Raw genomic sequence first — 12003 nt, 5'->3', positions numbered from 1 at the left:
TTGTCGGGTGGCAGAGGGAAATTGTTACCTGGCGGAAAATAACCTAACGGATGGGTTGCGATGAAATTAGGTGTTTATAAGGGATATGTCATCTCGGTGTTTATCAGGGACGAGCATTGTCCGCCTCATGTACATGTCAGGGGCAGGGAATGGGATGCGCGGTTTCGTTTCAGTTTTTTGGATGGGGACGTTGAATTGTGGGACGTAGAGCCTGAACGGAGGCGGCCACCCACGGCGGTTCTGAAGGACATACGCGAGGTAATCATGCAGCGACATTATCTGGCACGGGCACGCAGGATTTGGTGGGAAAAACTGCAAACGGTTTGCCTGGAGAATCATTCCTGGAACTGGGACACCAGTGAATTGGTTCCAGGGTTAGTCATTCGACGTGGTGTCTACGTCATCGCAAGCGCCTGGCACGACGCTGTAGCGCAACGGACTATTTTGAATCTGGTAAGAGCGCCAGATTGCGTGGGGATTAATTTATGAAAATCGTAAAAGCCAAAGTCATACCTTATGTACCTCTCACTGACGCCGACATCGACAAGGCAATCGCCCGTGGCCGTAGGCTAAAGCGCCTGTACGCCAACGCCAGCAATGTGCGTTATGAAAACGACTGCATCTCCATCGGCTTCAGCGACGGCAGCCGCGTCATGTTGCCGGTGGCCGGCCTGCCGGAGTTCGAAGGGTTTTCAGAGGAAGATTTCCAGCAGTTGGAAGTCAGTTTCGGTGGCAAGGCTATTAGCTGTGAGGCCCGGGATCTGGATGTTTCGATCACGGGCCTGATCGCCACAAGCCAGCCGCTGATGGACCTGGCCACCAGCCTGGTAGCGTCACGCAACGGTCGCAAGAGCAGCGCAGCCAAATCCGCCGCCGCCCGCGCCAATGGCAAGAAGGGCGGCCGGCCACGCAAGAAGGAACCTGAGGACGCTGAATTACCGCCGGGTCAATAACACCCCGGATTCCATATGGTGCGTCCAGGGGAACTGGTCAAACATCGCACACCGGGTAATGCGGTGGCTGTCATGCAGTTGCGCAATGTTCGCCGCCAGCGTCTCCGGGTTGCAGGAGATGTACAGGATGTTGTCGAAGCGCCGGGTCAGTTCGCAGGTGTCCGGGTCCATGCCGGCGCGGGGCGGGTCGACGAATACGCTACCGAATTCATAGCTCTTCAGGTCGATGCCGTGCAGGCGGCGGAAAGGGCGTACTTCATTCAGCGCTTCGGTGAGCTCTTCGGCGGAGAGGCGCACCAGGGTGACGTTACCCACCGCGTTTTCATCGAGGTTGCTCAGGGCCGCATTCACCGAGGTCTTGCTGATCTCGGTAGCGAGCACTTTACGCACACGGGTGGCCAGGGGCAGGGTGAAGTTGCCGTTGCCGCAATACAGCTCCAGCAAGTCATCCGGGCGATCGCCCAAGGCTTCGTATGCCCAGTTGAGCATCTTCTGGTTCACCGTGCCGTTGGGCTGGGTGAAGGCGCCTTCGGGTTGGCGGTAACTGAAAGTGCGGCCGCCGACGTCGAGTTTTTCCACCACGTAGTCGTGGCCGATCACATCGCGCTTGCCCTTGGAGCGGCCGATGATGCTCACATTCAATTCAGTCGCCAGCTTATTCGCCGCCGTGTGCCAGTGCTCGTCCAGCGGGCGGTGATAACACAGGGTGATCATCGCGTCGCCGGCCAGGGTGGTGAGGAACTCCACCTGGAACAGCTTGTGGCTCAGGGCAGCGCTGGCTTGCCAGGCGGCCTTGAGCTGGGGCATCAACTGGTTGATGCGCTGGCTGGCGATGGGGAACGCTTCGATCAGGATCGGCGTGCGCTTGTCGTCCTGGGAAAACATCGCGTAGTGGCGTTCACCGCCTTCGCGCCACAGGCGGAACTCCGCCCGCAGGCGGAAGTTCTGCAGCGGCGACTCGAAGACCTGCGGCTCGGGTGCGTCGAACGGTGCCAACAGGTCACGCAAGCGCGTGACCTTGTCTTGCAGTTGAGCGGTGTAGCGTGTGGCGTCAAAAGTCATGCGTTGAACCAGCCCAGCTTGATCACAAACAGAATCGACAGAATCACCAGTGCCGGGTTGAGCTCACGGTAGCGGCCCGAAAGCAGCTTGATGGCGGTCCAGGCGATGAAACCGAAGGCAATGCCGTTGGCGATGGAGTAAGTGAAGGGCATCGCCAGGGCGGTGATCACCACCGGCGCTGCAACGGTAATGTCATCCCAGTCGATTTCGGCCAGGCCTGAGGTCATCAATACGGCGACGAACAGCAGCGCCGGCGCGGTAGCAAAGGCCGGTACGCTGGCGGCCAGCGGCGAGAAGAACAGCGCCAGCAGGAACAGGATCGCCACCACGATGGCGGTCAAGCCGGTACGGCCACCGGCGCTCACGCCCGCAGCGGATTCGATGTAGCTGGTGGTGGTCGACGTACCCAGCAGCGAACCGGCCATGGCGGCGGTACTGTCGGCGATCAGCGCACGGCCCATTTTCGGCATGTGGCCGTCCTTGCCCATCAGCCCGGCGCGCTTGGCCACGCCGATCAGGGTGCCGGAGTTGTCGAACAGGTCGACGAACAGGAAGGCGAAGATCACGCTGACCAGGCCGATGTCCAGCGCTCCCTTGATATCCAGCTGCAGGAAGGTCGGGGCCAGGGACGGCGGCATCGACATCACGCCGCCAAACGCGGTGACGCCCAGCAGAATGGAGACGATGGTCACCGCCAGGATGCCGATCAGCACCGCGCCGCGTACGGCCAGGGCTTCCAGCGCAACGATCAGCATGAAGCCGAGGATGGCCAGGATAGGCGCCGGCTTGGTCAGGTCGCCCATGCCCACCAGGGTGTTGGGGTTGCCGACCACGATCCCGGCGTTGTGCAGGGCGATCAGTGCCAGGAACAGGCCGATACCGGCGGCAATCGCCGAACGCAGGGGCAGGGGAATGCTATTGATGATCCACTCACGGATACGGAAGATCGACAGCAGGAAGAACAGCACCGCCGAAATGAATACCGCACCCAGCGCAACCTGCCAGGTGTGGCCCATGTGCAACACCACGGTGTAGGTAAAGAAGGCGTTGAGGCCCATGCCCGGTGCCAGCGCGATCGGGTAGTTGGCGATCAGGCCCATCACGGTCGAACCGATGGCCGCCGCCAGGCACGTCGCGACAAATACCGCGCCCTTGTCCATGCCGGTCTCGCCGAGGATGCTCGGGTTCACGAACAGGATGTAGGCCATGGCCAGGAATGTCGTGATGCCCGCGAGGATCTCGGTGCGCACGTTGGTGTTGTGTGCCTTGAGTTGAAACAGCTTTTCCAGCATGCCTGCTCCCTGTGACGCTATGTTGCGTCGTTATTTGTTGACCTCTAAGTCAAAGCACAAACTGCGCCAAGCGCCTGTGGTTCCAGAGAGGATCGGAAAAAGCGGCGCATCATACCAGCAGCCGAGGCTGTGTGGCGCATGGCCTTGAGGCATACTGCGGCGACGTTCAACAGCGGGTCATCGACAGCATGAAAAAAGCCAACGCGTGGAGTCTAGCCCTGATCCCCTGTCTCGGCCTGTGGTTGGGCGCGGCACCGGTGTGGGGCGCGACTGCACCGCCCTTGAGCGAGGTGCGCGTATTCAAGGTCGAATCGGCGCACTGCACGGAAACCATCCCGGAACGCGCGCAAAGCACCCAGATGTGCACGCACCGTGGGCCCACCCAAGTGTCGGTGATGGAAGTCGGCCTGGGTAACAACCCGATGGGGCGCTTCAATGGTGCCGAACTGAGCGGGCAACGCACGCCCGTGTGCCAGGTCGGCAGCGTCAGCGAGGCCTGCAGCGGGGCAGGCACGCTGATGGGCTACATCTATGTATTTGACCTGAATGTCCAGGCCCAAGGCTGGTTCGAATACAGCAACTCGTCGATCAACGGCCCGCGGAACACCTTGAAGACCCTCCTCAATATCCGCTGATCAATCACCTTGAACGCTCAATACCCCGGGAAGTCGTACCCCTGAGACGGCGACTTTCCTGAACGCCGCGGATGTACACCAACCCGTGAGGTGTTTATGAGCGCGATCCCCAATGGCGCGGCGGCCCAACCGTTCGTCGCCCACTCCATACGCTTGACCCTCAATGGTCAGGACCGTCAACTCGACGTATTGCCCTGGACCACGTTGCTGGATTTGCTGCGCGAGCAACTGGACCTGGTCGGCAGCAAAAAAGGCTGCGACCACGGCCAATGCGGTGCGTGCACAGTATTGCGCGACGGTAAACGCATCAACGCCTGCCTGACCCTGGCGGTGATGTGCGACGGCGCCGAACTGACCACCATCGAAGGCCTGGCCGACGGTGACCAACTGCACCCGATGCAGCAAGCCTTTATCAAGCACGATGCCTTCCAGTGCGGTTACTGCACGCCGGGTCAGATTTGCTCCGCCGTTGGCCTGGTCAATGAAGGCCGTGCCCACGACAGTGCACAGATCCAGGAGCTGATGAGCGGCAACCTGTGCCGCTGCGGCGCCTACAGCAATATCCGCGATGCCATCGAAGAGGCTTTGCCGGCGTGCCGGGCCCAGGGAGGTGAGCGATGAATCCCTTCCAGTACAGCAAACCGGCGGATGTCCACGCAGCCGTGCACCTGAGCAGCGCCGCGTCGCGCTTTATTGCCGGGGGCACCAACCTGCTGGACTTGATGAAAGAAAACATCAGCCGCCCCGAGCACCTGATCGATATCACCGGCCTGCCGCTCAATGAGATTGAACAAACCGCCGAGGGCGGCCTGCGCATCGGCGCGCTGGTGAGCAATGCCGACCTGGCCTGGCACCCGCTGATCGAACAGCGTTACCCGTTGCTGTCCCAGGCGATCCTTGCCGGTGCTTCGCCGCAACTGCGCAATATGGCCAGCACCGGCGGCAACCTGTTGCAACGCACCCGGTGCTACTACTTCTATGACGCCAGCGTGCCCTGCAATAAGCGTGAACCCGGCAGCGGCTGCCCGGCGCGCACTGGGTTGAACCGTATCCATGCGATCCTCGGCGCCAGCGAACAGTGCGTGGCCACTCACCCTTCGGACATGTGCGTGGCCCTGGCGGCGCTGGAGGCGCGGGTGCATGTGCAGGGGCGTGGCGGCGCGCGGGTTATCGAATTTGCCGACTTCCACCGCCTGCCCGGTTATGCGCCGCAACGCGACAACCAGCTGGCCGACGATGAGCTGATCACCGCCATCGAATTGCCCGCTGACCACCTGGCCCGTCACAGCCATTACCTGAAAATCCGCGACCGCGCGTCTTATGCGTTTGCCTTGGTGTCGGTGGCCGCCGCTCTCGAGTTGGACGGCGATCGAATCGTCGACGCGCGCCTGGTCCTCGGCGGCGTGGCCCATAAACCCTGGCGCGACCGTGCGGTGGAAGCCTCGCTGATCGGCCAGGCGGTCAGCCGCGAAACCTTCAGCAATGCCGCCGACGCGGTGCTGCAAGACGCCGAGCCGCTGGAACACAACGGCTTCAAGATCAAGCTGGCGCGCCGCGCAATCATCCGTGCCCTGAGCGACGCCGCCGTCGCAGGAGATCGCCCATGACCGCTATTGGCAAACCCCTGGACCGTGTCGACGGTCTGCTCAAGGTCACCGGCCAGGCGCGTTATGCCGGTGAGTTTCCCGAGGACGGCCTGCTCCACGGCAGTGTGGTGTCCAGCACCATCGCCAAGGGCCGTGTGCTGGCGATCGATGCGTCCAGGGCACTGGCCCTGCCGGGCGTGGTGGCGGTTATTCATCACCTCAACCGGCCGAAAATCGCCCGTTACGACGATGCCTTCCAGGATGACGATGCGGCGGACGGCTCACCGTTTCGCCCGCTGTATAACGACCGGGTGCTGTACAGCGGCCAACCCCTGGCCCTGGTGATCGCCGACAACCTGGAACTGGCGCGGCATGCCGGCTCGCTGGTAGCGATCGACTACGCACGGGAAGACTTCGAGACCGACCTGCTCGCCCAGCAGGAACAGGCCCATGCTTCACCGCAGGCGCCGCCCAAGCCGCGTGGCAACTTCCAGGCCGAGTGGGCCGCTGCCGCCGTCAGCCTCGACCTGCACTACAGCACCCCCATCGAACACCACAACCCCATGGAACCCCACGCCAGCACCGTGCTGTATCAGCCGGATGGCACCCTGCATATCCATGACAAGACCCAGGGCCCGCAGAACTGCCAGGCCTATGTGCAAGACGTGTTCGGCCTGGATAAAAGCCAGGTGCGGATCTTCGCCGCGTTCGTCGGTGGTGCGTTCGGCTCGGGCTTGCGCCCGCAGTATCAATTGCCGCTGGCGGTGATGGCGTCCCTGGCGCTCAAGCGCTCGGTGCGCGTCACCCTGACCCGCCAGCAGATGTTCACCTTCGGCTACCGCCCGCGCACCTTGCAGCGTTTGCAGATGGGCGCCGCCGCCAATGGTCGCCTGCTGGCATTGGGGCATACGGCGATTGGCCAGACCTCGCGCTTCGAAGACTTCAGCGAGCACGTGGTGGAGTGGAGCGGCATGCTCTATCACTGCGACAACGTGCAACTGACCTACAAACTGGTGCCGCTGGATGTATTCACGCCCCTGGACATGCGCGCGCCCGGCGCTGCCTTGGGCGTGATCGGCCTGGAGTGCGCCATGGACGAGTTGGCCAGCGCCTTGGGCATGGACCCGGTGCAACTGCGCCTGGTCAACTACGCCGAGCGCAACCAGAACGAAGACAAACCCTGGTCGAGCAAGGCCCTGCGCGAGTGTTACAGCGAAGGTGCCGAGCGCTTCGGCTGGAGCCAGCGCAACCCGGAACCGCGCAGCATGCGCGACGGCTGCCAGTTGATCGGCTGGGGCATGGCCGGTGGCGTGTGGGAGGCCATGCAGATGAAGGCCAGCGCCAAGGCGCGCATCGACGCCGAGGGCAAGCTGACCGTCAGCAGTGCGACCACGGACATCGGCACCGGCACCTACACGGTGATGACCCAGATCGCGGCGCAGGCCAGTGGCGTGGCGGTTGAGGACGTGGTGTTCCTGCTCGGCGACTCTTCATTGCCCACCGCGCCGCTGCAAGGCGGCTCGTTCACCGTGTCGTCCGTCGGCACCGCCGTGCAGCAAGCCTGCGAAGCGTTGAGCGCGAGGCTGCTGACCATCGCCCGGCAGACTTACCCGGTGTTCAAGGATGCCGAGTCCGTGCGTTTTGAAGACGGCCAACTGCACACCGGCGATGTGAGTGTGTCGTTGGCACAACTGGTCAAGGACAGCGGTGAAGAGAGCGTGGAAGTCCAGGTCGACAGCGAGCCGGACAAGAAACGCGAGGGTTACGCCACCGCCACCCATTCGGCGGTGTTCGTCGAAGTGCGGGTGGATGAAGACTTGGGCACGATCAAGGTCAGCCGCGTGGTCAGCGCCATTGCGGCCGGGCGGGTGGTCAACCCGAAGATGGCCCGCAGCCAGATCCTCGGCGGGGTGGTGTGGGGCATCGGCATGGCCCTGCATGAAGAGACCCAGATCGACCATCAGTTGGGCCGCTACATGAACCACAGCCTGGCCGAGTACCACATCCCGGTAAATGCCGATATCGGCGAGATTGACGTGGTGTTTGTCGAGGAACATGACGAGATCGTCAACGCCCTTGGGTCCAAGGGCGTGGGAGAGATCGGCATTGTCGGGGTGGCGGCGGCGGTGGCGAATGCGGTCTACCATGCCACCGGCAAGCGGGTGCGAGAGTTTCCGATCACCCTGGATAAGGTGCTCTGACGCGGTCCAGCAAACACTGAAGGTCCAAATGTGGGAGGGAACAAGCCTCCTCCCACATTGGATCATGCCGCGGGCTTGATGCTTTCATCTATCGGCACATGCATACGATCCCGATTCGCCAGGGTCGGGAACAGTTTGATCCACACCCCGGTCACCACCAGCGTACCGATGCCGCCCATCACCACGGCCGGCACGGTGCCGAACCAATGGGCGGTAATCCCCGATTCGAACTCGCCCAATTGGTTGGAGGCGCCGATAAACAGACCATTGACCGCACTGACCCGCCCGCGCATTTCATCCGGCGTCTCCAACTGCACGAAGGACGCACGGATCACCATGCTGATCATGTCCGCCGCGCCCAGCACCACCAGCACCGCCAGGGAAAACCAGAACGAGGTGGACAGGCCGAAGGCGATGGTCGCTACGCCGAATACGCCGACGGCGGTGAACATCACCCGGCCCACCTGCCGATCTACCGAAAAGCGCGCCAGCCACAACGACATCAACAGCGCGCCCACCGCCGGCGCCGAGCGCAACAGGCCCAGGCCCCATGCGCCGGTCAGCAGGATGTCCTTGGCGAATACCGGCAGCAACGCGGTGGCGCCGCCCAGCAGCACGGCGAACAGGTCGAGGGAAATCGCCCCGAGGATGTCCGGGCGGCTGCGGATAAAGCGGATGCCGGCCAGCAGTGAATCGAGGGTGGCCTTGCCTTTGTTGAGCGGGGTCTGGCGGGCGGGCAGGTTGAGGGTCAGTACACAGGCAATCAGGTACAGCGCCACCGTGGGCCCATACACCCAGACGCTGCCGAAGGCGTATAGCAAACCACCGAGCGCCGGGGCGACGATGGTTGCCAGTTGCTGGGCCGACTGCGACGAGGCCACCGCACGCGGGAACAGCGCACTGGGCACGATGCTTGGCAGCAGGGCCTGGGTGGTGGGCATTTCAAACGAGCGCGCGGCGCCGAGCAGGAAGGCGAGGATAAAGATCATCTCGCGGGTCACGTTGCCGGTGAGGCCGCCAATGGCCAGGGAAAGGGCAATCAGCGCCTGCACGGTCTGGCAGATGGCCGCGACTTTGCGTCGGTCATAGCGGTCGGCCACATGCCCGGTGTGCAGCATGAACAGCACGCGCGGCACGAACTCCACCAGGCCGACCAGCCCCAGGTCGAGCACGTTGCCGGTGAGTTGGTAGAGGTTCCAGCCAATGGCCACGGTAAGCATCTGGAAGCCGCTGGCGGTGAAGATCCGTGCCAGCCAGAACGCGATGAAAGGGCGGTGGTGACGTAACAGCAACGTGGGTTCACTGGGCATCGGGAGTTCAGGTCAAGGCCGGAGGGAAGAGGCAGATTAGCATCAAGCTGTAACAATTAGTTGCGAGAAGAAGGCTGAGGCAAGCTGTCACGCGGCAAAAGACCACACAGGCCAGCTGCGAAAATGGGACTACTCTTTTCACTGTTATTGACCCAGATCAAAGTCATTTCAGAATTTGTTCTGGTGGCCGCAAGGCCCGATTCCCTGCGTGGCTGGTTAAAAAAAGAAACGAATTGAAATTCGCCAGACTCCATATCCGTGGGGGCAGTGGGTGCAGGCTCCCGCCAGCAGCCGGTATTACCTGACAGAGGAAGACTTATGTTCGGTTTGGAGGCGCTAGATCTCGCCCGAATTCAGTTCGCGTTCACCATCTCATTCCACATCCTGTTCCCGGCGATCACCATCGGCCTGGCCAGTTACCTCGCGGTGCTGGAAGGCTTGTGGCTCAAGACCCATAACGATACCTACCGTGACCTCTACCATTTCTGGTCGAAGATCTTTGCCGTCAACTTCGGCATGGGCGTGGTCTCCGGTCTGGTCATGGCCTACCAGTTCGGCACCAACTGGAGCCGCTTCTCGGACTTCGCCGGCGCCGTGACCGGGCCGCTCCTGACGTACGAAGTGCTTACGGCCTTCTTCCTCGAAGCCGGTTTCCTCGGCGTGATGCTGTTCGGCTGGAACAAGGTGGGGCGCAAGCTGCACTTTTTCTCCACCCTGATGGTGGCCGTCGGTACGTTGATCTCGACCTTCTGGATCCTGGCGTCCAACAGCTGGATGCAGACGCCGCAAGGCTTTGAAATCATCGACGGCCGCGTGATTCCTACCGATTGGCTGGCGGTGATCTTCAACCCGTCGTTCCCTTACCGCCTGATGCACATGGCGACGGCGGCGTTCGTGGCCACCGCGTTCTTCGTCGGTTCCTCGGCGGCCTGGCACTTGCTACGCGGCAAGGACAACCCGGCGATCCGCAAGATGTTGTCGATGGCGATGTGGATGGCCCTGATCGTGGCGCCTATCCAGGCGGTGATCGGCGACTTCCATGGCCTCAACACCCTCGAGCACCAGCCGGCGAAAATCGCCGCGATTGAAGGCCACTGGGAAAACAAAGGCAATGAGCCAACGCCGCTGATCCTGTTTGGCTGGCCGGACATGAAAGCGGAAAAAACCAAATACGCCGTGGAGATTCCGTACCTGGGCAGCCTGATCCTGACCCACTCCCTGGACAAACAGGTGCCGGCGCTCAAGGAATTCCCGCCGGAAGACCGGCCGAATTCGACCATCGTATTCTGGTCGTTCCGGGTCATGGTCGGCCTGGGGTTCTTGATGATCTTCACCGGCCTGTTCAGCCTCTGGCTGCGCCGGGGCGACAAGATGTACACGTCCAGGCCGTTCCTGTACCTGGCGCTGTGGATGGGGCCGTCCGGCCTGATCGCGATTCTCGCCGGTTGGTTCACCACCGAGATCGGCCGCCAGCCGTGGGTGGTCTACGGGTTGATGCGCACTGCGGATGCTTCTTCCGGGCATAGTCTGGCGCAGATGACGATCACCCTGGTGTTGTTCGTGGTGGTGTACTTCGCGCTGTTCGGCGCCGGCCTGGGCTACATGATGCGCCTGGTGCGCAAAGGCCCGGTGACCCACGAAGGCACGGAACCGACCCACGGTGGCCCTGGCCAGAAACGCACACCGGCCCGTCCGTTGTCCGCCGCCGATGATGGCAGCGATGACGACCACGCCCACATCCAGCACAAGGGGAATTGAGATGGGTATTGATCTTCCGCTGATCTGGGCCGTGATCATCATCTTCGGCATCATGATGTACGTGGTCATGGACGGCTTCGACCTGGGCATCGGCATCCTCTTCCCGTTTATCCCGGGCAAGACCGACCGTGACGTGATGATGAACACCGTGGCCCCGGTCTGGGACGGTAACGAAACCTGGCTGGTGCTGGGCGGCGCGGCGTTGTTCGGCGCGTTCCCGCTGGCCTATTCGGTGGTGTTGTCGGCACTGTACCTGCCGTTGATCCTGATGCTGGTGGGGCTGATCTTTCGTGGCGTGGCCTTCGAGTTCCGCTTCAAGGCCAAGGACCACAAGCGTCACCTGTGGGACAAGGCGTTTATCGGCGGTTCGCTGGCGGCCACGTTCTTCCAGGGCGTCGCGCTGGGGGCGTTTATCGACGGGATCCCGGTGGTCAATCGCCAGTTTGCCGGCGGCTCGCTGGACTGGCTCACGCCGTTCACGATGTTCTGCGGCGTGGCGCTGATCGTGGCCTATGCATTGCTCGGCTGCACCTGGCTGATCATGAAAACCGAAGGCCCGTTGCAGGAGAAAATGCACAACCTGGCGCGGCCATTGGCCTTCGTGGTGCTGGCCGTGATCGGCATCGTGAGTCTCTGGACGCCACTGTCGCACCCGGAAATCGCCTCGCGCTGGTTCACCCTGCCGAACCTGTTCTGGTTCCTGCCGGTACCGATCCTGGTGCTGGTGACCATGTACGGGTTGATCCGCGCCGTGGCGCGGAATGCCCACTACACACCGTTCCTGCTGACGCTGGTGCTGATCTTCCTCGGCTACAGCGGCCTGGGGATCAGCCTGTGGCCGAACATCATCCCGCCATCCGTGTCGATCTGGGATGCCGCTGCGCCGCCCCAGAGCCAGGGATTCATGCTGGTGGGCACCTTGTTCATCATCCCGTTCATCCTGGGCTACACCTTCTGGAGCTACTACGTGTTCCGCGGCAAGGTCACCCACGAAGACGGCTATCACTAGGAGGGTCGTTGCATGTCCGGCAAACCTACGTTGCACGAGATCGAACAGGCCGAGAAACAGCCGCTGTGGCGGCGCCTCGGCTGGCTGGCGATGATCTGGACCGGCAGTGTGCTGGCCCTGTTCGTGGTGGCCAGCCTGATGCGCATGTTCATGAATGCGGCCGGCCTGACCACCCACTGACATCCCGATCCGGGCTT

Annotated in this window: 12 protein-coding genes; 9 read left to right on the top strand and 3 right to left on the bottom strand. The window is 62.3% G+C overall.

The window, feature by feature from the left end; all coding sequences use genetic code 11:
- Positions 1-60: 60 nt before the first annotated feature.
- A complete protein-coding gene (locus J1N02_RS09355) occupies positions 61-489 on the top strand; it encodes a DUF4160 domain-containing protein (protein WP_421147313.1) in 429 nt (142 codons plus the stop codon).
- Positions 486-953 carry a DUF2442 domain-containing protein gene (locus J1N02_RS09350; protein ID WP_421147312.1) on the top strand — a complete coding sequence of 156 codons (468 nt, stop codon included), beginning with the start codon at positions 486-488 and terminating at the stop codon, positions 951-953. The genes J1N02_RS09355 and J1N02_RS09350 overlap by 4 nt, the downstream gene beginning before the upstream one ends.
- Here the strand turns inward: J1N02_RS09350 and trmA are convergent.
- Entirely contained in the window at positions 936-2015 is a 1080-nt protein-coding gene (trmA, locus tag J1N02_RS09345) for a tRNA (uridine(54)-C5)-methyltransferase TrmA (protein ID WP_027605299.1), read from the bottom strand. The genes J1N02_RS09350 and trmA overlap by 18 nt on opposite strands.
- Entirely contained in the window at positions 2012-3307 is a 1296-nt protein-coding gene (locus tag J1N02_RS09340; RefSeq protein WP_053137959.1) for an NCS2 family permease, read from the bottom strand. Before J1N02_RS09340 ends, trmA begins: the two co-directional genes overlap by 4 nt.
- 188 nt (positions 3308-3495) lie before the next feature.
- Between J1N02_RS09340 and J1N02_RS09335 the strand changes: the two genes are divergently transcribed.
- The 4 genes from J1N02_RS09335 (at position 3496) to J1N02_RS09320 (ending at position 7729) form a co-directional block, all read left to right on the top strand.
- Positions 3496-3942 carry a DUF4879 domain-containing protein gene (locus J1N02_RS09335; protein ID WP_027605301.1) on the top strand — a complete coding sequence of 149 codons (447 nt, stop codon included), beginning with the start codon at positions 3496-3498 and terminating at the stop codon, positions 3940-3942.
- A 96-nt stretch (positions 3943-4038) separates the two neighbouring features.
- Entirely contained in the window at positions 4039-4563 is a 525-nt protein-coding gene (locus tag J1N02_RS09330) for a (2Fe-2S)-binding protein (protein WP_027605302.1), read from the top strand.
- Positions 4560-5549 (top strand): FAD binding domain-containing protein, encoded by a 990-nt coding sequence (locus J1N02_RS09325; RefSeq protein ID WP_092358266.1) that lies wholly within the window; start codon positions 4560-4562, stop codon positions 5547-5549. The genes J1N02_RS09330 and J1N02_RS09325 overlap by 4 nt, the downstream gene beginning before the upstream one ends.
- On the top strand, positions 5546-7729 hold the full coding sequence (locus J1N02_RS09320; RefSeq protein ID WP_027605304.1) for a xanthine dehydrogenase family protein molybdopterin-binding subunit: 2184 nt from the start codon (positions 5546-5548) through the stop codon (positions 7727-7729). The genes J1N02_RS09325 and J1N02_RS09320 overlap by 4 nt, the downstream gene beginning before the upstream one ends.
- Before the next feature lie 62 nt (positions 7730-7791).
- On the opposite strand, the gene J1N02_RS09315 is transcribed toward J1N02_RS09320, so the two are convergent.
- Positions 7792-9039 carry an MFS transporter gene (locus J1N02_RS09315; protein ID WP_027605305.1) on the bottom strand — a complete coding sequence of 416 codons (1248 nt, stop codon included), beginning with the start codon at positions 9037-9039 and terminating at the stop codon, positions 7792-7794.
- A 318-nt stretch (positions 9040-9357) separates the two neighbouring features.
- On the opposite strand from J1N02_RS09315, the gene J1N02_RS09310 reads away from it, so the two are divergent.
- From J1N02_RS09310 to J1N02_RS09300, 3 genes are read left to right on the top strand one after another with little or no spacing between them, the layout of a single operon-like run.
- Positions 9358-10797, top strand: a complete 1440-nt coding sequence (locus tag J1N02_RS09310; protein ID WP_421147311.1) for a cytochrome ubiquinol oxidase subunit I — start codon at positions 9358-9360, stop codon at positions 10795-10797.
- 1 nt (position 10798) lies between these two features.
- Positions 10799-11806 (top strand): cytochrome d ubiquinol oxidase subunit II, encoded by a 1008-nt coding sequence (cydB, locus tag J1N02_RS09305; RefSeq protein ID WP_027605307.1) that lies wholly within the window; start codon positions 10799-10801, stop codon positions 11804-11806.
- Between the two features lie 12 nt (positions 11807-11818).
- Positions 11819-11986 carry a DUF2474 domain-containing protein gene (locus J1N02_RS09300; protein WP_010562540.1) on the top strand — a complete coding sequence of 56 codons (168 nt, stop codon included), beginning with the start codon at positions 11819-11821 and terminating at the stop codon, positions 11984-11986.
- The last annotated feature ends 17 nt before the right edge of the window (positions 11987-12003 follow it).

Source organism: Pseudomonas sp. NFX5 (genome assembly GCF_049132125.1).
Taxonomy (GTDB): domain Bacteria; phylum Pseudomonadota; class Gammaproteobacteria; order Pseudomonadales; family Pseudomonadaceae; genus Aquipseudomonas; species Aquipseudomonas marginalis.
The sequence above is the reverse complement of the archived record's forward strand: the minus strand, read 5'-3'. Positions and strand labels throughout refer to the sequence as shown.

Excerpts from the sequence above, each read along its gene's own strand:
- J1N02_RS09335 (WP_027605301.1), top strand. The coding sequence starts at position 3,496 with ATGAAAAAAGCCAACGCGTGGAGTCTAGCCCTGATCCCCTGTCTCGGC.
- cydB (WP_027605307.1), top strand. The coding sequence starts at position 10,799 with ATGGGTATTGATCTTCCGCTGATCTGGGCCGTGATCATCATCTTCGGC.
- J1N02_RS09355 (WP_421147313.1), top strand. The coding sequence starts at position 61 with ATGAAATTAGGTGTTTATAAGGGATATGTCATCTCGGTGTTTATCAGG.
- J1N02_RS09300 (WP_010562540.1), top strand. The coding sequence starts at position 11,819 with ATGTCCGGCAAACCTACGTTGCACGAGATCGAACAGGCCGAGAAACAG.
- J1N02_RS09350 (WP_421147312.1), top strand. The coding sequence starts at position 486 with ATGAAAATCGTAAAAGCCAAAGTCATACCTTATGTACCTCTCACTGAC.
- J1N02_RS09310 (WP_421147311.1), top strand. The coding sequence starts at position 9,358 with ATGTTCGGTTTGGAGGCGCTAGATCTCGCCCGAATTCAGTTCGCGTTC.
- J1N02_RS09330 (WP_027605302.1), top strand. The coding sequence starts at position 4,039 with ATGAGCGCGATCCCCAATGGCGCGGCGGCCCAACCGTTCGTCGCCCAC.
- trmA (WP_027605299.1), bottom strand. The coding sequence starts at position 2,015 with ATGACTTTTGACGCCACACGCTACACCGCTCAACTGCAAGACAAGGTC.
- J1N02_RS09340 (WP_053137959.1), bottom strand. The coding sequence starts at position 3,307 with ATGCTGGAAAAGCTGTTTCAACTCAAGGCACACAACACCAACGTGCGC.
- J1N02_RS09320 (WP_027605304.1), top strand. The coding sequence starts at position 5,546 with ATGACCGCTATTGGCAAACCCCTGGACCGTGTCGACGGTCTGCTCAAG.
- J1N02_RS09325 (WP_092358266.1), top strand. The coding sequence starts at position 4,560 with ATGAATCCCTTCCAGTACAGCAAACCGGCGGATGTCCACGCAGCCGTG.
- J1N02_RS09315 (WP_027605305.1), bottom strand. The coding sequence starts at position 9,039 with ATGCCCAGTGAACCCACGTTGCTGTTACGTCACCACCGCCCTTTCATC.